19 protein-coding genes, 6 tRNA genes and 3 other RNA genes are annotated in these 22,354 nt (G+C 60.1%); 16 read left to right on the plus strand and 12 right to left on the minus strand.

The window, feature by feature from the left end:
* Positions 1-5 precede the first annotated feature (5 nt).
* The 12 genes from cpoB to pnuC all read left to right on the plus strand — a co-directional run bounded on the left by cpoB (position 6) and on the right by pnuC (position 4,276).
* Positions 6-800 (plus strand): cell division protein CpoB, encoded by a 795-nt coding sequence (gene cpoB, locus ACMGG9_RS04920; protein ID WP_004939852.1) that lies wholly within the window; start codon positions 6-8, stop codon positions 798-800.
* A gap of 178 nt (positions 801-978) precedes the next feature.
* Positions 979-1,054 (plus strand) — tRNA-Lys (locus ACMGG9_RS04925).
* A gap of 29 nt (positions 1,055-1,083) precedes the next feature.
* Positions 1,084-1,159: transfer RNA gene (locus ACMGG9_RS04930), tRNA-Val, on the plus strand.
* A 7-nt stretch (positions 1,160-1,166) separates the two neighbouring features.
* Positions 1,167-1,242, plus strand: a tRNA-Lys gene (locus tag ACMGG9_RS04935).
* Between the two features lie 15 nt (positions 1,243-1,257).
* Positions 1,258-1,382: non-coding RNA, RtT sRNA (locus tag ACMGG9_RS04940), on the plus strand.
* A gap of 152 nt (positions 1,383-1,534) precedes the next feature.
* Positions 1,535-1,610: transfer RNA gene (locus ACMGG9_RS04945), tRNA-Lys, on the plus strand.
* 13 nt (positions 1,611-1,623) lie between these two features.
* A non-coding RNA gene (locus ACMGG9_RS04950) (RtT sRNA) lies at positions 1,624-1,747 on the plus strand.
* 45 nt (positions 1,748-1,792) lie between these two features.
* Positions 1,793-1,868 (plus strand) — tRNA-Val (locus ACMGG9_RS04955).
* A gap of 6 nt (positions 1,869-1,874) precedes the next feature.
* Positions 1,875-1,950, plus strand: a tRNA-Lys gene (locus tag ACMGG9_RS04960).
* Between the two features lie 74 nt (positions 1,951-2,024).
* Positions 2,025-2,147: non-coding RNA, RtT sRNA (locus ACMGG9_RS04965), on the plus strand.
* A 321-nt stretch (positions 2,148-2,468) separates the two neighbouring features.
* The gene (gene nadA, locus ACMGG9_RS04970) at positions 2,469-3,530 is read left to right on the plus strand and encodes a quinolinate synthase NadA (protein WP_015376982.1); all 1,062 of its coding nucleotides are present in this window, start codon (positions 2,469-2,471) and stop codon (positions 3,528-3,530) included.
* Between the two features lie 20 nt (positions 3,531-3,550).
* The gene (gene pnuC, locus ACMGG9_RS04975; protein ID WP_414161945.1) at positions 3,551-4,276 is read left to right on the plus strand and encodes a nicotinamide riboside transporter PnuC; all 726 of its coding nucleotides are present in this window, start codon (positions 3,551-3,553) and stop codon (positions 4,274-4,276) included.
* 35 nt (positions 4,277-4,311) lie between these two features.
* On the opposite strand, the gene zitB is transcribed toward pnuC, so the two are convergent.
* From zitB to ACMGG9_RS04990, 3 genes are read right to left on the minus strand one after another with little or no spacing between them, the layout of a single operon-like run.
* Positions 4,312-5,280 (minus strand): CDF family zinc transporter ZitB, encoded by a 969-nt coding sequence (gene zitB, locus ACMGG9_RS04980; RefSeq protein WP_047025689.1) that lies wholly within the window; start codon positions 5,278-5,280, stop codon positions 4,312-4,314.
* A complete protein-coding gene (locus ACMGG9_RS04985) occupies positions 5,280-8,480 on the minus strand; it encodes an ATP-binding protein (RefSeq protein ID WP_414161946.1) in 3,201 nt (1,066 codons plus the stop codon). Before ACMGG9_RS04985 ends, zitB begins: the two co-directional genes overlap by 1 nt.
* Positions 8,477-9,082: a response regulator gene (locus ACMGG9_RS04990; RefSeq protein WP_033642206.1), complete on the minus strand. Its 606-nt coding sequence runs from the start codon at positions 9,080-9,082 to the stop codon at positions 8,477-8,479. The genes ACMGG9_RS04985 and ACMGG9_RS04990 overlap by 4 nt, the downstream gene beginning before the upstream one ends.
* Positions 9,083-9,294: 212 nt before the next feature.
* On the opposite strand from ACMGG9_RS04990, the gene aroG reads away from it, so the two are divergent.
* From aroG to ACMGG9_RS05005, 3 genes are all read left to right on the plus strand, one after another.
* Positions 9,295-10,347: a 3-deoxy-7-phosphoheptulonate synthase AroG gene (gene aroG / locus ACMGG9_RS04995; RefSeq protein ID WP_025301893.1), complete on the plus strand. Its 1,053-nt coding sequence runs from the start codon at positions 9,295-9,297 to the stop codon at positions 10,345-10,347.
* Positions 10,348-10,606: 259 nt separating this feature from the next.
* The gene (locus ACMGG9_RS05000; RefSeq protein WP_033642207.1) at positions 10,607-11,797 is read left to right on the plus strand and encodes a YjgN family protein; all 1,191 of its coding nucleotides are present in this window, start codon (positions 10,607-10,609) and stop codon (positions 11,795-11,797) included.
* Between the two features lie 7 nt (positions 11,798-11,804).
* A complete protein-coding gene (locus ACMGG9_RS05005) occupies positions 11,805-12,842 on the plus strand; it encodes a M48 family metallopeptidase (RefSeq protein ID WP_046686585.1) in 1,038 nt (345 codons plus the stop codon).
* A gap of 46 nt (positions 12,843-12,888) precedes the next feature.
* Here ACMGG9_RS05005 and gpmA read toward each other — a convergent pair whose 3' ends face one another.
* The 9 genes from gpmA to modE all read right to left on the minus strand — a co-directional run bounded on the left by gpmA (position 12,889) and on the right by modE (position 21,946).
* Positions 12,889-13,641, minus strand: coding sequence for a 2,3-diphosphoglycerate-dependent phosphoglycerate mutase (gene gpmA / locus ACMGG9_RS05010; RefSeq protein WP_016928714.1), 753 nt, complete (start codon positions 13,639-13,641; stop codon positions 12,889-12,891).
* A 216-nt stretch (positions 13,642-13,857) separates the two neighbouring features.
* A complete protein-coding gene (locus ACMGG9_RS05015; protein ID WP_033652343.1) occupies positions 13,858-14,205 on the minus strand; it encodes a PsiF family protein in 348 nt (115 codons plus the stop codon).
* A gap of 197 nt (positions 14,206-14,402) precedes the next feature.
* Positions 14,403-15,446, minus strand: coding sequence for a galactose-1-epimerase (galM, locus tag ACMGG9_RS05020; protein WP_164107181.1), 1,044 nt, complete (start codon positions 15,444-15,446; stop codon positions 14,403-14,405).
* Positions 15,440-16,591, minus strand: a complete 1,152-nt coding sequence (gene galK, locus ACMGG9_RS05025; RefSeq protein ID WP_182074690.1) for a galactokinase — start codon at positions 16,589-16,591, stop codon at positions 15,440-15,442. The genes galM and galK overlap by 7 nt, the downstream gene beginning before the upstream one ends.
* Complete coding sequence (gene galT, locus ACMGG9_RS05030; RefSeq protein WP_414161947.1) at positions 16,588-17,640, minus strand: galactose-1-phosphate uridylyltransferase; 1,053 nt, start codon at positions 17,638-17,640, stop codon at positions 16,588-16,590. The genes galK and galT overlap by 4 nt, the downstream gene beginning before the upstream one ends.
* A 284-nt stretch (positions 17,641-17,924) precedes the next feature.
* Positions 17,925-18,743: a CPBP family intramembrane glutamic endopeptidase gene (locus ACMGG9_RS05035; RefSeq protein ID WP_147880393.1), complete on the minus strand. Its 819-nt coding sequence runs from the start codon at positions 18,741-18,743 to the stop codon at positions 17,925-17,927.
* A 165-nt stretch (positions 18,744-18,908) separates the two neighbouring features.
* Positions 18,909-19,481, minus strand: a complete 573-nt coding sequence (locus ACMGG9_RS05040) for a cysteine hydrolase family protein (RefSeq protein WP_033642216.1) — start codon at positions 19,479-19,481, stop codon at positions 18,909-18,911.
* A gap of 95 nt (positions 19,482-19,576) precedes the next feature.
* The gene (gene modF, locus ACMGG9_RS05045; RefSeq protein WP_096242819.1) at positions 19,577-21,064 is read right to left on the minus strand and encodes a molybdate ABC transporter ATP-binding protein ModF; all 1,488 of its coding nucleotides are present in this window, start codon (positions 21,062-21,064) and stop codon (positions 19,577-19,579) included.
* A 90-nt stretch (positions 21,065-21,154) separates the two neighbouring features.
* Complete coding sequence (gene modE / locus ACMGG9_RS05050) at positions 21,155-21,946, minus strand: molybdenum-dependent transcriptional regulator (RefSeq protein WP_033652348.1); 792 nt, start codon at positions 21,944-21,946, stop codon at positions 21,155-21,157.
* A gap of 192 nt (positions 21,947-22,138) precedes the next feature.
* On the opposite strand from modE, the gene ACMGG9_RS05055 reads away from it, so the two are divergent.
* On the plus strand, positions 22,139-22,288 hold the full coding sequence (locus ACMGG9_RS05055) for an AcrZ family multidrug efflux pump-associated protein (protein ID WP_004939813.1): 150 nt from the start codon (positions 22,139-22,141) through the stop codon (positions 22,286-22,288).
* The last annotated feature ends 66 nt before the right edge of the window (positions 22,289-22,354 follow it).

The raw sequence follows: 22,354 nt of genomic DNA on the forward strand, positions 1-22,354 counted from the left end.
ATCGCATGAACAGTAACTTCAGACGTCACCTGTTGAGTCTGTCGTTACTGGTTGGCGTAGCGGCCCCTTGGGCCGCTACTGCCCAAGCGCCAATCAGTAATGTCGGCTCCGGCTCGGTCGAAGACCGCGTCACCTCGCTTGAGCGCATCAGCAATGCTCAAGGCCAGCTTTTAAACCAACTCCAGCAACAACTCTCTGACAATCAACGCGACATTGATTCTCTCCGTGGGCAAATCCAGGAAAGCCAGTATCAGTTGAATCAGGTCGTTGAACGCCAGAAGCAAATCTATCAACAGATGGATAGCCTCAGCCAGGGCGGCGCTCAGAGCGCCTCTGCGGCAGCGGGCGCTGCCGGCGGGGCAGCCGCAGGCGCATCTTCCGATGCGGGCAGCAGCGCGCCTGCAGCCGCTTCTGCAACGCCGAGCGGCGGTGATGAGAACAGCGACTACAACGCCGCTGTTTCTCTGGCGCTGGAAAAAAAACAGTATGACCAGGCGATTTCCGCCTTTCAGTCCTTCGTAAAACAGTACCCGAAGTCTACTTACCAGCCCAACGCCAACTATTGGCTGGGCCAGTTGTTCTACAACAAGGGTAAAAAAGACGATGCGGCCTATTATTTTGCGGTGGTGGTGAAGAATTACGCTAAATCACCGAAGGCGCCGGACGCCATGTACAAGGTGGGTATCATCATGCAGGAAAAAGGGCAGGCCGATAAAGCCAAGGCCGTGTTCCAGCAGGTGATTAAACAATACCCAACCAGTGCGGCGGCCAAGCAGGCGAAAAGTCGCGTAGGCGGTTAACGGTTAGAAAAATGAGCCCAGAAGTTAGTCGATTTGACCGATTTCTGGGCTCATTCGCGTGAAGAACAAGCAGTTGAACGCATCGGTAAAAAATTTAGGTTGCGCTGCCAAGATAAATTAGTAATATATGCCGCCGTTGCCAAGACATCTTGCAAGATGTTAAAGCGGCAGGGAAATTGGGTCGTTAGCTCAGTTGGTAGAGCAGTTGACTTTTAATCAATTGGTCGCAGGTTCGAATCCTGCACGACCCACCAATTTCTGAAGTAGCAGTAACCACAACAGTGGGTGATTAGCTCAGTTGGTAGAGCATCTCCTTTACACGGAGGGGGTCGGCGGTTCGAGCCCGTCATCACCCACCACTGTTATGGGTCGTTAGCTCAGTTGGTAGAGCAGTTGACTTTTAATCAATTGGTCGCAGGTTCGAATCCTGCACGACCCACCATTCTTCGAGAATGGCTGCGATAGAGAATCGTAAAGGATGAGAACCGTAAAGGTTCGAGTCTCGCGAAGCGAGACAACATCACTCCGGTGATGGCCCGCAAGGGCGAGGCCAAAGGCCGAGTTATCCTGCACGACCCACCATTCTTCGAGAATGGCAGCTTCAGAATCGGTTTGATGTGGCAAAGTAAAGGTCCGAGTCGAGTACCCGTCGAGTTGTCCTGAACATCCCCATCCTTGTTTTCCGCGAGTCGGTTTTTGTAGCCTATTCGCCATCAGCAGTAAACCACATCAGTGGGTCGTTAGCTCAGTTGGTAGAGCAGTTGACTTTTAATCAATTGGTCGCAGGTTCGAATCCTGCACGACCCACCACTCTTTGATAGAGCAAGGTGTTAAATCGTCAGGATGAGAACCGTAGAGGTTCGAGTCTCGCGAAGCGAGACAACATCACCCCGGTGATGGCCCGCAAGGGCGAGGCCAAAGGCCGAGTTATCCTGCACGACCCACCACTCTTTGATAGAGCAGGATGTGAAAAATAGCAGTACCACAGCAGTGGGTGATTAGCTCAGTTGGTAGAGCATCTCCTTTACACGGAGGGGGTCGGCGGTTCGAGCCCGTCATCACCCACCACACTGCGGGTCGTTAGCTCAGTTGGTAGAGCAGTTGACTTTTAATCAATTGGTCGCAGGTTCGAATCCTGCACGACCCACCAATTCAGAAAAAAGCGCCTTTTGGCGCTTTTTTCGTTTCTGTAACACCCAAACCTGACTTATCCTCTTGCCAACAGAGTTTACCGAGTTGTGCAGGATGAGAACCGTAGAGGTTCGAGCATCGCGCAGCGATACGACAACGCGCAGCGTTGCCCACAGGGTGAGGCCACAGGCCGAATCAATCCTGCACGACCCACCAATTCAGAAAAAAGCGCCTTTTGGCGCTTTTTTCGCCTCTGCAGCACCCCAACCTGAATCCCTGCTTTCTCGTTTCAACTCTGCGCTAATCGGCATCCGGGTCTTCCCTGGGCGTTATGCGTCTTCGCCAGGCCATTATCCGCAGTGTTCTGCGCGGCTCATTCCAGTATTTTTAATCCATTAAACACTAAGTGCGCAAATTTGAAAATATCAGCGGACTTTTCGCGCAATTTTAGGTATTTTGTTTAGTATATAAAACCAAGGGCGTTGCGGCAGGCGATATTCAAATGGCAGGCGCCCAGCCTAGCATGAGATTGCAGCGATGAGTGAAATGTTTGATGTCAACGCGGCGGTGTATCCTTTCCCGCCCAAACCGGTACCGCTGGACGTAGCGGAAAAAGCCTTTTATCGCGAAAAGATCAAAACCTTGCTCAAGCAGCGCAATGCGGTGATGGTCGCCCACTACTATACCGATCCGGAAATCCAGGCGCTGGCGGAAGAAACCGGTGGCTGCGTGGCGGATTCGCTGGAAATGGCGCGCTTCGGCAGCGCCCATCCGGCTTCCACGTTGTTGGTGGCCGGCGTGCGCTTCATGGGGGAGACCGCCAAGATCCTCAGCCCGGAAAAACAGGTGCTGATGCCGACCCTGTTTGCCGAATGTTCGCTTGACCTGGGTTGCCCGGAAGAGGAGTTCCATGCGTTTTGCGATAGCCATCCCGATCGCACCGTGGTGGTCTATGCGAACACCTCGGCGGCGGTCAAAGCGCGCGCCGACTGGGTGGTGACCTCCAGCATCGCCGTCGAACTGATCGAGCATCTGGATAGTCTGGGCGAGAAAATTATCTGGGCGCCGGATCGCCATCTCGGCAGCTACGTGCAGAAGCAGACCGGCGCTGACGTGCTGTGCTGGCAAGGCGCCTGCATTGTCCATGACGAGTTCAAGACCCAGGCGCTGCGGCGCATGAAGGCGCTCTATCCGCAGGCGGCTATCCTGGTGCATCCCGAATCGCCTCAGGCGGTGGTCGAGCTGGCGGATGCGGTGGGGTCTACCAGCCAGTTGATTCAGGCGGCGAAAACATTGCCGCATCAACAGCTGATCGTCGCTACCGATCGCGGTATCTTTTACAAGATGCAGCAGGCCTGTCCGGACAAGGAGCTGTTCGAAGCGCCGACCGCCGGAGAAGGCGCGACCTGCCGCAGCTGCGCGCATTGCCCGTGGATGGCGATGAATGGCCTGAAGGCGATTGCCGAAGGTCTGGAGCAGGGGGGCGCACAGCATGAGATCCACGTGGACGCCGCGCTGCGTGAAAAGGCGCTGGTGCCGCTGAACCGCATGCTGGATTTCGCCGCTCAGCTTAAGATGCAGGTTAAAGGCAACGCTTAACCGTTTAAAAGGATGACCTCATGAGCTTCTTCAGTACCAGCAATATTCTGGTGCACATTCCGCTTGGCGCGGGCGGTTACGATCTGTCGTGGATCGAAGCCATCGGCACGCTGTTCGGATTGCTGTGCATCTGGTACGCCAGCAAGGAAAAAATCGTCAACTACCTGTTCGGCCTGATCAACGTCACGCTGTTCGCGGTGATTTTCTTCCAGATCCAGCTGTACGCCAGCCTGCTGCTGCAGCTGTTTTTCTTCGGCGCCAATATTTACGGTTGGTATGCCTGGAGCCGCCAGACGCAGGATAATCAGGCTGAGCTGCAGATCCGCTGGCTGCCGCTGCCGAAAGCGCTGGCTTGGGCGGCGGTGTGCGTCATCGGCATTGGCCTGATGACCTTTAACATCGACCGCGTGTTCGCCTGGCTGACGCAGATTGCGGTGGCGGTGATGCAAGGGCTGGGGCTGAACGTACAGATGCCGACGCTGCAGCCGGACGCCTTACCGTTCTGGGATTCGGCGATGATGGTGCTGTCCATCGTGGCGATGATCCTGATGACGCGCAAGTACGTGGAAAACTGGCTGCTGTGGGTGGTGATCGATGTCATCAGCGTGGCGATCTTCGCTTACCAGGGCGTTTACGCGATGGCGCTGGAGTACGTCATTCTGACGTTGATCGCGCTGAACGGCTCCTGGCTGTGGATCAAGAGCGCCGGGCGCAACCATTCCAATCCGTTATCTTCCGCTCCGTAACAACGCAGAGGGCGCCGTGATGGCGCCCTCTTGGCTTAGTGGCGATGCCCCAGGTGCGAATGCGCCTCGGCATGTGAGTGTTCACTCGGCTCCGGCGCCCGATTGATACCGCAGTCCGGCGTCTCGCAGTGCCGGTACTCCATCTGAATGGTCACGTGGCCGATCTTGTAGTGTTGCAACAGATAAGCCTGGATGCGTTGCAACAGCCCATCGTGGTCATGTGGCGGGATCACCTGCGCATGCAGCGTCATCAGCTTCTGTTCGCCGATCTGCCAGACGTGTACGTGGTGGATATTGCGCACTTCCGGGATGTTCAGGCACAGGTCTTTTTGCAGCTTGGCGATATCGACCTCCTGCGGCGTGCCTTCCAGCAGCTCGTGGAAGCTCTCCTTCAGCAGCCGCCAGGCGCTGCGCAGCACCAGACAGGAGACCAACACCGACAGGATCGGGTCAATCGGCGTCCAGCCGGTGGCGAGAATAACGATGGCCGCGACGATAGCGCCCACCGAGCCGAGCAGGTCGCCCAGCACATGCAGCGCGGCGGCGCGCACGTTGATATTTTTCTCTTCGCTGCCGCGATGCAGCAGCCAGAAGGCGAACAGGTTCGCCAGCAGCCCCGCTATGGCGATGATCAGCATCGGGGTACCCATCACCGGCTGCGGTTCGAAGAAACGCCGTATCGCCTCCCACAGGATGAATACCACGATCACCAGCAGCGCCGCGGCGTTGAGGAAGGCCGCCAGCGTGGTCAGGCGCAGGTAGCCGAAGGTGTGGCGCGCGTTGGGTTTGCGCTGGGAGAAGTGCACCGCCATCAGCGCCACCAGCAGCGCGGCGGCGTCGGTCAACATATGGCCGGCGTCGGCCAACAGCGCCAGCGAGCCGGACAACAGGCCGCCGACCACCTCGGCCACCATAAAGACGGCGGTGACTAAAAAAGCGGTCAGTAGGCGTTTACTATTACTGTTACTGTCTTTCGGCAGGTGTACGTGTGGAGTGTCCGACATTATTCATCCTTATGCATAGCGAAAGAGGGGGCGGCGGCGAGCAGAGCGTCCAGCTCCGGTTCTATCTGCGCCACTAACGCCTTTAATTTAGTATAAGCGGCGGCGGCAAGCTCGCCCCGACGTGCGGTATCCACCAGCTGTTGGCACAGCTGCGCGGCTTCCGGCAGCTGCAGCATCAGCAGGCTGCCCTTGATGCGGTGTGCCGCCTGCTCCAGGCGAGGCCAGTCGTTCGCGGCGACGGCGTCCGCCAGCCGCTGCCGGTCTTGCCGCAGCGTATCGCCGAGCGTCTGCGCCAGCCGCTGCAGCATGGCGCGATCGCCGCCCGCCATTTCGGCCAGCGTTTGCCGTAGGTCAGTAAGGACTGACTTTTCTTCCTGAGCCTGCGGTTGCTGAGCCAATACCTGGCCGATCGCCGTCAGCGAAATCGGCTTGGTCAGGAAGTGATCGATCGCCACCAGCCCCGGCGGGATGCGGGTAAACTCCTGCACGTCCGCCGAACAGAGCACGATGCGGCAAGGCGGGCGCTGCAGCCGCTGTTCGTCGCGCCGGATCAGCCTGGCCAGCGTCAGGCCGTCCGGGCGCGGCATGTTATAGTCGATAAACAGCAGGTCAAACGGCTGCCGGCGCTGGGCCTTCAGCAGCGCATAGCCTTGTTCGAAGCGGGCGGGTTGCTGCCCGAAGTGGCGCAGTTGGCGTTCCAGCAGCAACAAATTGGTGGGATGATCGTCGATCAGCGCGGTACGCAAGGCGGAAGACGGCAGAGCAAAGGTGTGCTCCTCCTGAACGCCAGCCGGCGCGTCGCCGCTCAGCTCGACCGGTATCACTACCTCGACGCGGGTGCCGACGCCCGGCTGCGAGTGCAGCTCTATGCGGCCGCCCATCTGTTCGACGATTTCTTTGCAGATAGACAGGCCCAAACCGGTGCCTTGCACCGAGATGCGTTGCGCGCCGCGCGCGCGGTAAAACGGTTGAAACAGCTTGCCTACCTCATCGGCGGCGATGCCGCAGCCGCTGTCGTTCACCGTTAACTGCAACTCTCCCCGTCGTTTATCCTGCGCGCGCCAGCCGACCTCGACCTGAATGGTTCCGCGCGTCGTGAACTTTATCGCATTGTTTATCAGGTTGTTAGCCACCTGAAGTAAACGCTCACCATCAATGACCACCGCCTCCGGCAGCGCCGGATCCGCCGTCACCTTCAACGTCAACGGCCGTTCGCCGATAAGCGGCCGGTAAAGGGCGTCAATGCGAGCGACCCAGGGGCGCAGCGCCACCGGTTTTGGCGCCAACGTCAACGACCCGGTTTCCAGTCGGGCGTGATCCTGCAGGTCGTTGAGCAGGTTGAGCAGCGATGAGGCCGAACTGTAAATCACCGGCAGGCCTTCCGGCGCAGGTTGGCGTTTGAGTTCCAGTTCCAGCAGGCCAAGGATGGCGTGCATCGGCGTGCGCAGTTCATGGCTGACGGTGGCGAGGAATTTGCTCTTCATGCGGTTTTCCGCTTCGGCGCGGCGGCGCGCCTGCTCGAGCTCCTCGCGTTCGCGTTTTTCACGGCGCTGCAGCATGAAACGGCGCAGCGTCAGCGCCAACAGCAACACGGTGGCGGCGGCCAACAGCGCCAGCAGCCAGGTGGTCTGCGGCGGCATGCGGTTGTCGTTCACCGCGTCGATAAGGTTGCTGCGGTCGACGATCCACTCGTCGCGCAGCGATTGCAGGGTATCCGCCGGGATCTGCATCAGGTTTTTATCGAGGATCGCCAGCAGCAGCGGCTGATCGCGGCGTACGCCGAACGCTACCGGATAGGGGATGTTGTTGGCGGCGAAGGCCAGTTTGATCGCGCCGGAATAGCGCGACAGCGCCAAAAAGTTGGCGGAAATGACGTTATCCACCAGCGCATCCAACTGGCCGTTGGCCAGCGCGTCGTACATCGACTTGCTGTCGGCGAAGCTGACGGTCTGTTCCTGATCCGGCACCAGCCCCTGAGCCAAATCGCCCTGCAGCACGCCGATGCGCTTGCCGGCCAGATCGCTCCAGGTCGAGACGCCGTTGGCATACTGGCCGACATAAACGCCCCACAGCGAACGGTGGATCGGCATGCTGGCGCCATAGCGCGCCTTGACGCCGCGCGCCAGCGGCAGGGCGGCGCGGAAGCTGGCCTGGCCGGATTGCACCAGCTGATCGGCCTGCTCGGCGTTGCGCGCCCACAGCGGCGCGAAACGCAGCCCGGTGTTTTGCGCGATGATGTTGAGAATATCGATGGCGTAGCCGCGCGGCTGGCCGTCGGAACCGCGGTAGGCGAACGGGAAGTTGTTCTCGATGGCGGCGTAGTAAACCACGCGGTGGCTCGCCACCCAATTCTTCTCCATCGTCGTCAGATCGGCATTGCCGGTATCGAGGTAGCTGGGGATCTTTTTGCTCCAGCGGCTCTGCAGGGCATTCATCAGTTCCATCGGCGCGTCGGCGATGGCGGTGTCCAGCGTGTCTATCAGGCGCGGGTCGGCGGCGGCGAACACGAAGGAGAGGTTGCCCAGGTTCTCGTTGCTTTCAATTTGATAGAGCTGGCCGAGCTGCAGCTGGTCGATGATAAAGCTGGCGCTGGCCTCGTCGGCGATAAAGTAGTCGCTGCTGCCGTTGAGCAGCGAATAGACCGCCTGCAGGTTGTTGTCGTAGCGCTGGATCTGCGACGCCACCGCCTGCAGGGCGCCGCCGGACTGCATGTCGGTCAGCGCGCCGATCGCGACGCGGGCGTTGGCGGAATTGAGCATCACCGGCCTATCGTTGCTGCGATCGCGCAATACGCGCAGGTTGCTGATGTAGTAAGGCTGGGAGATCTCCAGCCCGTGCAGCGCTTCGCTCTGCGGGATGCCGTACAGCAGATCGACCTTGCCGTCGTGCAGCGCCTGTTCCAGCTGGGTCAGATCGGCGAAGCCGTAAATGGCGAAGCGGATGCCGGTCACCTGCTGAATATAGCCGAGGTAGTCGGCGTTCAGCCCATACAGATCGTCGTCCACGATGATGTTGTACGGGCTGGTGTTCTCACTGATGATGCCGACGCGCAGCGTGCGATCGCGCCAGGGATTTTTCTCGCCGACGATCAGCATATTCTCGGGGGTATTCAGGTTGCTGACCAGCTGATAGCGCACCGGCTCCGCCGCCTGCGCCAGGCCGCACCACAGGATCAGCAGCAGCAGGGCGCGGCGCATCATGGCGCCAGCTCTTTAAACACCGCCACCAGTTCCAGCAGGTTGCCGGCGCCGGTTTTGCGCTGGATGTTTTTTTTGTGCGTGCTGACAGTCTTGTTGCTGATGTGCAGCCGGTCGGCGATCTGCAGGTTGGACAGCCCCTGGCTCAGCAAGCCCAGCACCTCGAGCTCCTTAGGGGTGAGCAGCCCGCCGTCCGCCGTCGGCGCCTCTTCGGCCAGCGCGGCGGCGGGGAAGCTGATTTCACCGTCCAGCACCTGTTCGATCGCCTGCACCAACTCCGCCAGCGAGCTGCCTTTATTGACGAAACCGTCGGCGCCGGCGGCATGCGCCATGCGCGCATAGACATCGGCTTCCTGCGCGGTGTAGATCAGGATCTTTTGTTGCGGATAGCGTCGGCGGATTTTTTTCAACAGCTGCAGCCCGTCGACCTGCGGCAGGCCGATATCCAGGATCACCAGGCCGAAAGCGGCCTCGGCCAGCAGGGCCAGCGCCTGTACGTCATCCTGCGCCGCCTGCAGGCGGTAGGGGCGGGATGATTTCATTAGCGCCGCTTCCAGTGCGACATGAACCACCGGGTGGTCATCAACTAATAGCAGAGAGGGCATGTTCAACTCGGGTCACTTTATATTCTGATCGCTAGCATAGCGAAAAAGGAGGCTCTGCGCTCGCCAGATGAAACAGCACAATCTGCTGTTAATTTGGCGGTTCCAGCGGCGGGGGGCAAAGGTGATTTACAGCGCCATTCTCACAGGCTAGATTGTTGGGATCTACACCGTTACGCACTGCGAAATACCCCACGATACCGAATGGAAAAGCTATGAATTACCAAAACGACGATTTACGCATTAATGATATTAAGGAACTCCTGCCGCCGGTGGCTTTGCTGGAGAAATTCCCGGCCACTGAACGCGCGGCAAAGACGGTGTCCCAGGCCCGCAGCGCAATTCACAATATCCTCCGCGGCAGCGACGATCGCCTGCTGGTGGTAATTGGCCCTTGCTCCATCCATGATACCCAAGCCGCCAAAGAGTACGCGGGGCGCCTGCTGGCGCTGCGTGAAGAACTGAGCGGCGAGCTGGAAGTGGTGATGCGCGTGTACTTCGAAAAACCGCGCACCACCGTGGGCTGGAAAGGCCTGATCAACGATCCGCAAATGGACAACAGCTTCAACATCAACGACGGCCTGCGCCTGGCGCGCAAGCTGCTGGTGGAGATCAACGACAGCGGGTTGCCGGCCGCCGGCGAATTCCTCGACATGATCACGCCGCAGTACCTGGCGGATCTGATGAGCTGGGGCGCCATCGGCGCGCGCACCACGGAATCGCAGGTGCACCGTGAACTGGCCTCCGGTCTCTCTTGCCCGGTCGGCTTCAAGAACGGCACCGACGGCACCATCAAGGTGGCGATCGACGCCATCAACGCCGCCGGCGCGCCGCACTGCTTCCTGTCGGTGACCAAATGGGGCCACTCGGCGATCGTTAACACCAGCGGCAACGGTGACTGCCACATTATCCTGCGCGGCGGCAAGGAGCCAAACTACAGCGCGGCGCATGTGAAGGACGTCAAAGCCGGTTTGAGCAAAGCGGGGCTGCCGGCGCAGGTGATGATCGACTTCAGCCATGCCAACAGCAGTAAACAGTTCAAAAAACAGATGGACGTGAGTGCCGATGTTTGCGGGCAAATTGGCGGCGGTGAAAAAGCGATTATCGGTGTAATGATCGAAAGCCACCTGGTGGAAGGCAACCAGAGCCTCGAAAGCGGCGAGCCGCTGGTTTACGGCAAGAGCGTCACCGACGGCTGCATCGGCTGGCAGGATACCGAAACCGTGCTGCGCGATCTGGCGGCGGCGGTGAAAGCGCGCCGCGGTTAATCGCGTAAAGAGGGGCTCGCCAGCGGGCCCTTTTTCTATTTACCTTAAAATTTTATATCTCCTGTCAATTTAAGGCCTACAGTCAATAGGCTTATTAAATCTTTAAGCGGCCGTATTCGCATTATTCCTATTTAATAAAAGAATAATTGTCACCGCTCTCGGCATTGTGCTTATATAAGACGCTTTTTTATTCCATAAACCCCGCAGGCCTAATAAGTGGGGAGTGGTATGACCTTATTCCTTTCAGGATGAAAGAATTATGACAAACAATACCTCGCAGCCGCTGGGGCTGCACCGGATTAAATTCCATGGGAAAGGTGGTGAGTACTTCGCTATTTGGTTAGTCAACGCGTTATTGACCGCTCTGACCCTGGGCATCTATTCCGCCTGGGCGACGGTGCGTCGTCGTCGCTATTTTTACGGCAACACGGAATTGGACGGCGATCGTTTCGATTATCATGCGCAGCCGCTGCAAATTCTGAAAGGACGGCTGTTGGTGATCGGCGGCATCATCGTATTTTATTTCCTGCTGGCGGTGACGCCATTGCTGGGGCTGTTGGCGCTGCTGGTATTGCTTGCCCTGTTGCCGTGGATTGTTATCCGCAGCTGGCGCTACAATGCGATTATGTCGAGCTATCGCGGCGTGCGCTTTAATTATGTCTGCCGCACCGGGCGCGCCTATTGGGCTTTGCTGTTCTGCCCGTTATTGCTGATTATCGGACTGTATGTCGGTCTGATCGTCTTGCTCGGCATTGGCAGCGGTCTTGGCAGCATCAACGCCATCGCATTTATGCTGGTGCTGACGCTGATTTTGGCCGTGCCGGCATTTGCGGCGGTAAACGGCATTATTAGCGCACTGCAGCATGATTTGTACGTTAATAACCTGTTTTTCGGGAACACGCCGTTTATTGCCGAACTGAAGAAATCGGCCTTTATCAAATTTGCCTTGATCGGCCTGCTCATATTCCTGCCGTTCATGTTGGTCGCGCTGGTGTGCATCGGTTCGTTCTTCTTTACCCTCTATCAGATGGTGTTGATGGGCATGTTGACCAACGAAGCCATCGATGTGCTGGTGCTGGACAATATCAGCAGCCTTCTGCTGATGATGGTGGTGCTGCTGATCGGCGCCCTGGTGGCCAGCAGCTACCAGGTTGTCGCCCAACGCAACTACCTGTTTAACCAGGCAAGGCTGAACGGCGACATCAAGCTGCATTCCTCAATGAAAACGCTGCCGTACATGGGATTGTTGATCACCAATACCCTGATTACCCTGTTCTCGCTCGGTTTGGCGGCGCCGGTGGCGGAAGTGCGTCATGCCCGTTATCTGGCGGCGTGCACGGCGGTTGAAGGCGATCTGGCGCTGCTGGACATTACGGCGCATCAGGAAACCGCCAACAGCGCGGTGGCCGAAGAAGCGGTGCAGGCGCTGGATCTGGGCGGCAGCTTCTGAGGCGCCGATGATCCTTGAAGGCGCTTATCAGTTGCCGGGGCGGGCCGCACGTGAGGCGGCTCGTCTGCTGGTGAACGAAAGCGGCGAAGGCGTGACGTTGCAGCGGCAGGATGAACAGCGTTACATCCCGCTGACGGACATCACCGTTTCTGCCGCGCTGGGCAATATTCCGCTGACGCTTACCTTCAAGGGCGGCGGGCGTTTTGTGCCCGACGACGACGCGGCCTTTCGCCGCTGGTTCTATCAGCGCCGTTCGCCGGGGTGGGTGCATCGCCTGGAACGCCATAAACGCGGCGTCGCCCTGGCGCTGCTGATGACGCTGCTGGCGGTAGTGACTTACGTTTACGTGGTGCTGCCGTGGGCGAGCAGCGAGATCGCCATGCGCATTCCCACCTCGGTGGAACAGAAGCTGGGCGAACATACGCAGACGTTCTTGGAGCAGAGTGGCTTCGCGCCCTCGGCACTGCCGGCCGAACGGCAACGGGCGCTGCAGCAGCTGTTCCGGCAGGTGATGCCGGCCGACATGCGCCAAGAGCGCACGCCGCTCTCGCTGAAGTTGATGGCGGCGCCCGGCGCGCCGAACGCCTTTATGTTGCCGGACGGCACGCTGGTGCTCAGCGATAGCCTGGTCACCTTGTCGAAAAACGACGATGGCTTGGCGGCGGTGATGCTGCACGAAATGGGGCATCACGCTTATCGCCATCCGATGCGCATGTTGGTGCGTTCGTCACTGGTGGCGTTGACGCTGATGTGGATGACGGGTGACGTCAGCGGCATCGGCGACACGTTGCTGCAGTCCGCATCCTTCGTAAATGAGATGCAGTTTTCTCGCGGGATGGAGCGTGAGGCGGATGCGTTTGCGATAGCGGAAATGCAGCGCCAGGGGCGTTCGCTGGCGGAAATGGCGGCGATCTACCGCGCGTTGGCACAGGCGCCTGAACGAGAAAAGACCGATGACTGGGCGCTGCCTGCCTGGCTCAGCACTCATCCGGCGATGCAGGAACGGCTGGATGCGGTGAATGAGGCGATGGCGCAGCAGAAATAAAAAAGCCCCCGGTAAAAACCGGGGGCTTTTTCGTGAACCGGCGAAATTACTTCGCTTTACCCTGGTTCGCCACGGCCGCCGCTTTTGCAGCGATCTCATCGGCGTTACCCAGGTAGTAACGTTTGGTTGGTTTGAAGTTCTCGTCGAACTCATACACCAACGGCACGCCGGTTGGGATGTTCAGCTCGAGGATTTCGTCTTCGCTCAGGTTATCCAGGTATTTCACCAGCGCGCGCAGCGAGTTGCCGTGCGCCGCAACGATCACGCGTTCGCCGCTCTTGATGCGTGGCAGGATCTCTTCGTCCCAGTAAGGGATAACGCGATCGATGGTCAGCGCCAGGCTTTCGGTCAGCGGCAGCTCTTGCTCGCTCAGCGAGGCGTAGCGCGGATCGTGGCCAGGGTAACGTTCGTCTTCTTTGGTCAGCTCCGGCGGGGTCACCGCGAAGCCGCGACGCCATTGTTTCACTTGCTCGTCGCCGTATTTTTCAGCGGTTTCGGCTTTGTTCAGACCCTGCAGCGCGCCGTAGTGACGTTCGTTCAGCTTCCAGGATTTTTCGGTTGGCAACCAGGCCTGATCCAGCTCGTCGAGGATGTTCCACAGGGTGTGGATCGCGCGCTTCAGTACGGAGGTGTAAGCGAAGTCGAAAGTGAAACCTTCTTCTTTCAACAGCTTGCCTGCTGCTTTCGCTTCGGTGCGGCCCTTGTCGGACAGATCAACATCATACCAACCGGTGAAGCGGTTTTCTTGGTTCCACTGGCTTTCGCCGTGACGCACCAGAACCAGCTTAGTTACAGCCATAGCTTAACTCCTTAATAATCTGACATTTCAATGATAACGAAAATCATTATATTGCCGCGGGCCGGGGCTCGGCAATCGATAGTGTCTAACCATAGCCAATTTCTTGCCGCAAAGTAAGGGCTGGAGAAAGGAAAAAGCTGAATCGTTCAGCCTGAGGCGGAAGGGGGAGAAACGGCGCGTCGGAATCGCTTCGGACGCGCCGTGGCAGAGGGAAAATCAGGCCGATTTTTTCAGGCAGTTGCTCATGAAGGTTTTACGCGCGTCGCCCTTCAGATCCTTGGTCTTGGCGTCGGCGTTGCAGGTTTTCATCTTCTGCTGCTGCGGCGTCAGGGTTTTGCCCGTCGCAGCGGCGCCTTCGGATTTCAGACAGGTGCTCATAAAGGTGGAGCGATCCGCGCCTTTCAGCGACTTGGTGGATGCCTGCTGGTTGCAATCGGTCATGCGTTTCTGTTGGGCCGCCTGCGCCGGCGAAGGCGTTTTCGTCGCCGTCGTCGCGTCGGCCGCCATCAGATTGGTGCTCAGCATTAAGCCCGCCAGCAATGGAAGTGCAGTAATCAGACGCATAGGTGTTCCTTCAGCTATTGATTGGCCGCCATCGGCCGAAAATTGTGACGTTGCACAAGGCGTTGTGCTTATCACGGTAGCCTGAGTGTAGTGCGCGCTTTGGAATAAGGGAAGGTGGGCGCCGGCGGGGGGATAGGGCTAAAAGGTAAGCATTTATAACAAATCGCCCCCGGCCGCACGGCGAGGGGCATGGCGGGTCAGATAGGATAAAACTGATAATGCGTGGCGCTGCGGTAGCGGCTCCCCGGCTGCAGCCAGCAATCCGGCTGCGGCCACTCGGGATGGTGCGGGCTGTCCGGCAAAAACTCGCTTTCCAGCGCCACGCCGGCATGGTTGGCATAGCTGCCGCCGTCGCGCGCCGGCGTGCCGGCCAGAAAATTGCCGCTGTAGAGTTGCAGCGCAGGTGCGTCGGTGAACACGCTCATTTGCACCTGCCCGTCGGCGGACCATAAATGGGCCGCCGGGCTTTCCAGCGCGCCGCAGATGCGGTGCAACAGAAAGGCGTGATCGTAGCCGTTGACCCGCTGTTGGTCGCGATCGCGCAGGAAATCCTGCAGCAGCGTTTTCGGTTGACGAAAATCCATGCCGCTGCCGTCCACCGGCGTCAGCTCGGCGCAGGGAATGCCCTCGGCGTCGACGGGCAGATAGCGATCGGCGAACAGCTGCAGCCGTTGGGCGCGGGCGTCGGTGCCGGGGCCGTCCAGATTGAAATAGGCGTGGTTGGTCAGGTTGACCGGGCAGGGGCGATCGACCTGCGCCAGATAGCTGATTTCCAGACGATTATCGGGGGTCAGGCGGTAGCAAACCTGCACGTTGAGATTGCCGGGGAAGCCCTGATCGCCATCCGCTGAATGCAGCGTATAGCAGACCTGTTGCGCATCCTGCTGTACCCGGCGCCAGCGGCGGGCATGAAAACCGTCGGGGCCGCCGTGCAACTGGTGCGCGCCCTGATTGGCGAGCAGCGCATGGGATTTACCGTCGATGGGCAGGCTGGCATTGGCGATGCGGTTGGCGTAACGGCCAACGGTGGCGCCCAGATAGGCGCCCTGACGTTGATAGTCCGCGGCGCTGCGGCAGCCGAGCAGCAGCTCGCGTTTTTCGCCGGATGTGAGCGGCAGTACCGCGGACAACCAGGTGGCGCCCCAGTCCATCAGGGTGACGGTCATGCCGCCGGCGTTTTGCAGCCGCGTCAGCTGGTAAGGCTGCCCATCGGGCGCCGCTTCCGTGCTCACCGTCAGCATGTGCCGGCCCCCTGCGAAGCCTGGCAGACGTAAAACGTTTCCCGCAATCCGCCGGTTTGCAGCGGATACTCGTGCGCCACGGCGGCGCGCACCGTTTCCACGAGGTCCTGCGGCATCAGCGCGACGATGCAGCCGCCAAAGCCGCCTCCGGTCATGCGCACGCCGCCGCGCGGGCCGAGGATCGCTTTGACAATCTCGACCAACCGATCGATTGGCGGCACGGTGATTTCGAAGTCGTCACGCATCGAGGCGTGGGACTCCGCCATCAGCCGGCCCATGCGTTGCAGCTCGCCGGCCGCCAGCGCATCGGCCGCCGCCAGCGTGCGGGCATTCTCGCTGATGACATGGCGCGCGCGTTTGGCCACCAACGGATCCAACTCATGTTGACGCGCTGCAAACTGTTCGGGGCTGACGTCGCGCAGCGCCTTGACGCCGAAGAAATGCGCCGCTTCTTCGCACTGTTTGCGGCGGGTGTTGTATTCGCTGTCCACCAGCCCGCGTTGCACATTGGAGTTGATGATCACCACCGCCACGCTGTCCGGCATCGGCACCGCGCGGGTCTCCAGCGAGCGGCAGTCGATCAGCAGAGCGCTGTCGCGCCGGCCGAGTGCGGAGATCAACTGGTCCATGATGCCGCAGTTGCAACCGACGAATTGGTTCTCCGCCTCCTGGCCGTTCAGCGCCAGCGCCACGCCGTCCAGCGGCAGCTGATAGAGCGCCTGCAGCGCCTGGCCCACCGCCACTTCCAGCGCGGCGGAGGAGCTGAGCCCCGCGCCCTGCGGCACATTGCCGGCGATCACCAGATCCGCGCCGCCGAAATCGGCGTTACGGCGCTGAAGGTGCTTCACCACGCCGCGGACATAGTCGGACCAGCGCTGGTCGGGATGGCTGACGATCGGATCGTCGAGCGAGAATTGATCCTGCTGATTCTGATAATCGGCGGCCAGCACGCGGATCTGACGGTCGTCGCGCTTGGCGCAGGCGATAACGGTTTGGTAATCAATGGCGCAGGGCAGCACGAAGCCGTCATTGTAATCGGTATGCTCGCCGATCAGGTTCACCCGCCCCGGCGCCTGGATGGTCAACGCCGGCGCATAGCCGAAGTGTTCGGTAAACAGGGAATGGGTAAGCGGTTTCAGGCTCATGCTTGGGCTCCGGCTTCACGGTAATGAATATCGCTGACGACGCGCAGACGCTCTGCGGCCTGTTCGGCGGTCAGGTCACGCTGGGTTTCCGCCAGCATCTCGTAACCGACCATAAATTTGCGCACGCTGGCTGAACGCAGCAGCGGCGGATAGAAATGGGCGTGCAGCTGCCAGTGCCGGTTGTCGGCGCCGTTGAACGGCGCGCCGTGCCATCCCATCGAATAGGGGAACGAGCACTGGAACAGGTTGTCGTAGCGGCTGGTCAACTTCTTCAGCGCCAGCGCCAGATCGCGGCTCTGCGCCGCGCTGAGATCGGTGATGCGCTGCACCGCCGTTTTCGGCAGCAGCAGCGTTTCAAACGGCCAGGCGGCCCAGTAGGGCACCACCGCCAGCCAGTGTTCGGTGTTCACCACGATGCGTTCGCCTGCGGCCAGCTCGCGCTGCGCATAGTCCTGCAGCAGCGGGGAGGCATGTTCCCGGAAATAGTCGTGTTGCAGGCGATCTTCGCGTTCGGCCTCGTTCGGCAGAAAACTGTTGGCCCAGACCTGCCCGTGCGGGTGCGGGTTGGAGCAGCCCATCGCCGCGCCTTTGTTTTCGAACAGTTGCACCCAGGGGTAGTGCTTGCCCAGCTCCTCGGTTTGCGCCTGCCAGGCGGCGATCACCTGCTCCAGCGCCGGCAGCGTCAGTTCGGGCAGGGTCTTGCTGTGATCGGGAGAGAAGCAGATAACCCGGCTGACGCCGCGCGCGCTCTGGCTGCGCATCAGCGGATCGTGGCTGTCGGGCGCCGGCGGCGTATCGCTCATCAGCGCGGCGAAATCGTTGGTAAAGACATAGGTGCCGCGATATTCCGGATTGCGATCGCCGGTGACGCGCGCGTTGCCCGGGCACAGGAAACAGTCAGGATCGTGCGTCGGCAGCGTTGCCGTGGGAACGCTCTCCTGTTGGCCCTGCCAGGGGCGCTTGGCGCGGTGCGGTGAGACCAGCACCCACTGGCCGCTCAGCGGGTTAAAGCGGCGGTGCGGATGGTCGATAGGGTTAAATTCCGTCATACGGTTCCTTTCTTGGCGTCGACGAGGGTGTAATCGCTTCCAATTACCGTCTTGATACGCCCATTGCTGAACAGGGAATGGTCAATGCGCAAAAAGATAGCATGGCTACAGCGATAAAAAGGTGATCTAACGCGAAAAATGGAATCGTTTACACTTCGGTGAAAAGCGCCGGACAGGCGGCGTAAAGCAGCATGCAAAGCGGTTGATGGCGGGGCGGTGAGGCGCTTGTGATAGCGTTTTCATCCAGCCACCGGCAGAGAAGCGCTCTCTGCCGGCGTCAGACGTTAGGGATGCTGATACAGCGGGTAGGTGAAGAACAGCAGATGGGTCAGGTTCAGTCCGAAATGGAACAGAATCGGTACCCACAGACGGCCGCTCCACATCCACGCCAGGCCGTAGATCAACCCGGCGAGGGTCGCGAAGATCACCATCAGCGTACCGCCCGCCAGATGCGCGGCGCCGAACACCAGGGAGGCGACAATCAGCGCCGGCCAGGCCCCCAGCCACTGGCTGAGGCGCTGCTGCAGGTAGCCGCGAAACAGCGCTTCTTCGGCCATGCAGACGAAGAACAGGTTCGCCATGACGAAGGGCAGGATCCAGGCAGGCGCATGCAGCTCGATTTTTAAGCCGCCCAGCGCTACCGCCAGCAGCAACAGCGCCGGCACGGCCAGCAGCAGCGCAATCCAGCCCGCCTTGCCGCCGTTGCCGCCGCGTTCGGCGGAAAACAATGTGGGCAAGCAGGCGAACAGCAGGAACGGCACCATCGCCTTGTCGAAGTTGTAATACATGGTGAACGGCGCGCTGAGCGGGCCGGCTTTTTCGCCGTCGATCATCAGCTGGTTGTGGATGCCCGGCACCAGATGCAAGAACAGCGCCACGCAGCCGGCGATCACCAACCCTTCGAGCGCGATCGCCAGATTACGCTGCGCGCGAAAATGATGACGCAGCCCCGCCAGCGCCACGATGGCCAACAGGCAACCCAGGCTGAGTGGCGTCAGCACCCCATGATAAAGCCCCATGCCCGCCGAGGCGGCCAGGATCACCCAGGCTATCAGCCGGTTAAACGGCAAGAAAAATAACGAAGCAGCCAGTACGCCCCACATAATATATCCCTTAAATATGTACACGGCGCTCAGCGCCTTTGCGGCGTGCGATGATGGCGAAATTGAGCGCTAAAGCGGATAGTAGCACACCAGAATGACGCTAAAGGTCGGGGCAGTGATGCATTCGTGCATTATGCCGGCTGACACAACCGGCGGCGATGCGGGTTAGCCTCTCATCCAGGCCTGCGAACGGGTGATTTCGGCCAGATTTTGCAGGGTATCCAGACTCTGCTGGTGGATCTCCTGCGTAGGGGCTGCGCACAGATCGTGCAATACGGTCACCTGAAAGCCGGCGTCGTGCGCCTGACGCGCGGTGCTTTCGATGGCGAGCGGCGTGCTGATGCCCGCCAGCAGCAAATGGTGGCACCGATGTTGCCGCAGCCAGGCTAACAAATTGTTACCGGAGAAGGCGCTAACCGCCGTTTTTTCAAACTGCAGATCGGTCTCTTCCCGGTGCAGTTCGGGCACCCAGCGGCATCCCGGGCCGTTTAGCCGCAGCGCGCCGATCTGCTTGAGATGGTTGAACAGCGGCGAGTGAGGCGGGATGTCATGATAATCGTCGGCGAATCCCACCCGCACCCAAATTACCGGGATTTTTCGCACCCGCGCATAGGCCGCGGCGGCATTGACGTTGGCGAGCAGGTGGGTCGCCGCCACCTGTTCACGGCAGTGGTTGGCGCGGCCTTTGGGCCCGATAAGATCCTCGATCAGGTCGATGATAATCAACGCAGCGGACATGGCGTCTCCAGAAAATGGCCTTCTTTCTTTCTATGATAAAAGGCCAAATGTGATGTGCTGCGGTGAAGTGTTGCCGGATATGTTTACGCCGCGTTTCAGACGGAGGCCGCCTCCAGCCGCTGGTGTTGATAGCCGTAGCCGCCCTCGCCGTCGGGCACGAAGCTGAGGCGGTGGGTGATGCACTGCGGCGCATCTTCGGCATGGTGCGAAACGAACAGCAGCTGCGTGGCGCCCTGGCCGATCAGCACGTCGATGAAGCGGCGCACCAGCTGGCGATTGAGCGGATCCAACCCTTGCAGCGGCTCGTCGAGGATCAGCAGCGCCGGGTGCTTCACCAGCGCGCGGGCGATCAGCGCCAATCGCTGTTGGCCCCAGGAAAGGCTGTGGAACGGGGCGTCACCGCGCGCGCCGTCGAGCCCGAGCAGCGCCAGCCATTGCTCGGTCAGCTGCCGCTGGCGATCCGAGACCGCCTGATAAATGCCGATCGAATCGAAGAACCCCGACAGCACCACGTTGCGCACGCTGGTGTTGACGCGATAATCCAGATGTAGGCTGCTGCTGACGTAGCCGATATGGCGTTTGATTTCCCAGATGGTTTCCCCGCTGCCGCGGCGGCGGCCGAACAGCGTCAGATCGTTGCTGTAGCCCTGCGGGTGATCGCCGGTGATTAAACTGAGCAGGGTGGATTTGCCGGCGCCGTTCGGGCCGACGATCTGCCAGTGTTCACCAGGGTTAACCTGCCAGTCGAGATGATTGAGGATCGGCCGATCGTTATAGCTGACCACGCCGTCACGCAGGACGATCAGCGGACGATCCGCCGGCAGGGCCTCTTTTTGCGTCGGGTCCTCCGTTTCCGGCAGCGCCAGCCCGCTGAGATTTTCGCTGTGCGCCAGCTGCGCCACCAGCGCGTCCGCCATCACCTGGCTGCGCGGTCCACGGTTGGTCAGGGTGCAGTCCGCCAGCACGCCCACCTGCCGGACAAAATCCGGTATTTCGTCGAAACGGTTGAGCACCAGCACCACGGTCTGCCCCTGGGCGGAAAGCTCGCTCAGCAGCGCGGCGAGCTGCGCGCGCGAGTGGACGTCCAGCCCGTCGAAAGGTTCATCGAGGATCAGCAGGTCGGGCTGCGGCATCAGCGCGCGGCACAGCAGGGTTTTGCGCGTTTCGCCGGTGGAGAGGTATTTGAAGCGGCGCGTCAGCAGGGCGGTAATGCCGAACTGCGCGGCCAGTCGCTCACAGCGCGCGGCGTCTTTCACCTCTTCCTGAATGATCTCCGCCGCGGTACGGCCGGTGTCGTCTTCGTCCGCGCTGAGCAGATCGGTATTGTTGCGTTGCCACTCGTCGCTGACCATCTTTTGCAACTGTTCGAAGGAGATGCGCACCGCATGCTGAAAATCGCTGCGGCGTTCGCCGCGCAGCAGAACCAGTTCGTCGGCCAGCGCGCGCGCCAGGGCGGATTTGCCGCTGCCGTTGGCGCCGACGAAGGCCCAGCTTTCACCGGCCTGGATCGCCAGCGCTTCCAGCGTCAGGGTGCGGGTATCGCTCAAGCGGAATGAACCTTGCGAAATGTGCAACGACGACATCACCTGTTCCTTTTTTTGCAATTATTTGCCTTAGAAATAGGCGCATTGCCGGGTGATGTCAATCAACAAAAACGCAACATCACGTTGCGCTTAACACAACGTGGCGACAATCACCCGATCGGCGTTGAACAGGGCGTGTACGGCGTCGCCGACGCTCAGCTGCAGGCGCTGCAGCTCCGCCGTCGTCAGGGTGGCGCACAGGGTTTCGCCGCCCGCCAGCGTCACCAGCACCTCGCTGTGTTCGGCGCCTGGCTGAATGCCAGCCACCACGCCCGCCAGCGCATTATCCGCGTCGGCGTTATCGGCCGCATCGACGCTCAGACGCACCCAGGGCGCCTTGATCAGCGCCAGCACCTCTTTGCCGGGCGTCAGCTGCAGCCGATCGGCGCTTTGCTGGGTAATGGCCGCCGTCAGGCGAGTGCTGCCGTCGTTCAGCAGGATCGCCAGATGCTGCTGTACCTGCTGGTGGTCGCGTTCGATCACGGTGCCGAAAAACTGATTGCGCGCGCTGGTTTGCAGCGAGAAGCGCGAGATGGCCGCCAGCAGGCTGTCGAGCGGCAGATCGTCCTGCTGCAGCACGTCGAAGGCTTTTTGCTGCACCTGGCCCAGCAGATCGTACAGCTGGATCAGCCGTTGGCCGTAGTGCGTCAGATGCGCGCCGCCGCCGCCTTTGCCGCCGGTGGCGCGTTCCACCACCGTTTGTTCCGCCAGTTGGTTCATCTCATTGATGGCGTCCCAGGCGCTTTTGTAGCTGATGCCCGCCAGTTTGGCGCCCTGGCTGATGGAGCCGGTGTGCTGCACCTGTTTCAGCAGCGCGATGCGGCGCGGATCGGCGAACAGCTTTTGCTGGAGTTTGAGAGTCAGAAGAATTTCGGCCTGCATAGCGCATCCTGTCGGCGGCAAAAATCGTATTGTCGCCGATTTGGCGGCAAAGCGCCAAAGGGCACGTTTGGCCGATCACAATTTCGCCTCGCTGGCTAAAATAACTCCGGTTTTAGCGATTTTTTGGGTTAGAATAACCCGATATGCGGTGAAAGGCATTTGCCGCTCAATGGGCAGTTAAGCGAGGCTATCATGTTGGAATTATTGAAAAGTCTGTTATTCGCCGTGGTGATGGTGCCGGTGGTCATGGCGCTCATTCTCGGCTTGATCTACGGTTTTGGCGAAGTGTTCAACGTCTTCTCCAAAGTGGGCCGTTCGAAAGAAAACCGCACCCAGCACTGACCGTTCCCCATCCCGATACCCGTCGGCATCGCCCGGCGGGCATTCCTCAAGTTATCTCACGCTTTG

Origin of the sequence: Serratia sp. BNK-10 (assembly GCF_047456065.1) — a bacterium.
GTDB classification, from domain to species: Bacteria; Pseudomonadota; Gammaproteobacteria; order Enterobacterales; family Enterobacteriaceae; genus Serratia; species Serratia ureilytica.

Coding starts and splice junctions, on each gene's coding strand:
- nadA (WP_015376982.1), top strand. CDS start 2,469: ATGAGTGAAATGTTTGATGTCAACGCGGCGGTGTATCCTTTCCCGCCC.
- ACMGG9_RS05015 (WP_033652343.1), bottom strand. CDS start 14,205: ATGCGTCTGATTACTGCACTTCCATTGCTGGCGGGCTTAATGCTGAGC.
- gpmA (WP_016928714.1), bottom strand. CDS start 13,641: ATGGCTGTAACTAAGCTGGTTCTGGTGCGTCACGGCGAAAGCCAGTGG.
- modF (WP_096242819.1), bottom strand. CDS start 21,064: ATGTCGTCGTTGCACATTTCGCAAGGTTCATTCCGCTTGAGCGATACC.
- ACMGG9_RS05005 (WP_046686585.1), top strand. CDS start 11,805: ATGATCCTTGAAGGCGCTTATCAGTTGCCGGGGCGGGCCGCACGTGAG.
- ACMGG9_RS05035 (WP_147880393.1), bottom strand. CDS start 18,743: ATGTGGGGCGTACTGGCTGCTTCGTTATTTTTCTTGCCGTTTAACCGG.
- galM (WP_164107181.1), bottom strand. CDS start 15,446: ATGCTGACGGTGAGCACGGAAGCGGCGCCCGATGGGCAGCCTTACCAG.
- ACMGG9_RS05040 (WP_033642216.1), bottom strand. CDS start 19,481: ATGTCCGCTGCGTTGATTATCATCGACCTGATCGAGGATCTTATCGGG.
- ACMGG9_RS05055 (WP_004939813.1), top strand. CDS start 22,139: ATGTTGGAATTATTGAAAAGTCTGTTATTCGCCGTGGTGATGGTGCCG.
- ACMGG9_RS04990 (WP_033642206.1), bottom strand. CDS start 9,082: ATGCCCTCTCTGCTATTAGTTGATGACCACCCGGTGGTTCATGTCGCA.
- pnuC (WP_414161945.1), top strand. CDS start 3,551: ATGAGCTTCTTCAGTACCAGCAATATTCTGGTGCACATTCCGCTTGGC.
- ACMGG9_RS04985 (WP_414161946.1), bottom strand. CDS start 8,480: ATGATGCGCCGCGCCCTGCTGCTGCTGATCCTGTGGTGCGGCCTGGCG.
- modE (WP_033652348.1), bottom strand. CDS start 21,946: ATGCAGGCCGAAATTCTTCTGACTCTCAAACTCCAGCAAAAGCTGTTC.
- galK (WP_182074690.1), bottom strand. CDS start 16,591: ATGAGCCTGAAACCGCTTACCCATTCCCTGTTTACCGAACACTTCGGC.
- aroG (WP_025301893.1), top strand. CDS start 9,295: ATGAATTACCAAAACGACGATTTACGCATTAATGATATTAAGGAACTC.
- ACMGG9_RS05000 (WP_033642207.1), top strand. CDS start 10,607: ATGACAAACAATACCTCGCAGCCGCTGGGGCTGCACCGGATTAAATTC.
- galT (WP_414161947.1), bottom strand. CDS start 17,640: ATGACGGAATTTAACCCTATCGACCATCCGCACCGCCGCTTTAACCCG.
- cpoB (WP_004939852.1), top strand. CDS start 6: ATGAACAGTAACTTCAGACGTCACCTGTTGAGTCTGTCGTTACTGGTT.
- zitB (WP_047025689.1), bottom strand. CDS start 5,280: ATGTCGGACACTCCACACGTACACCTGCCGAAAGACAGTAACAGTAAT.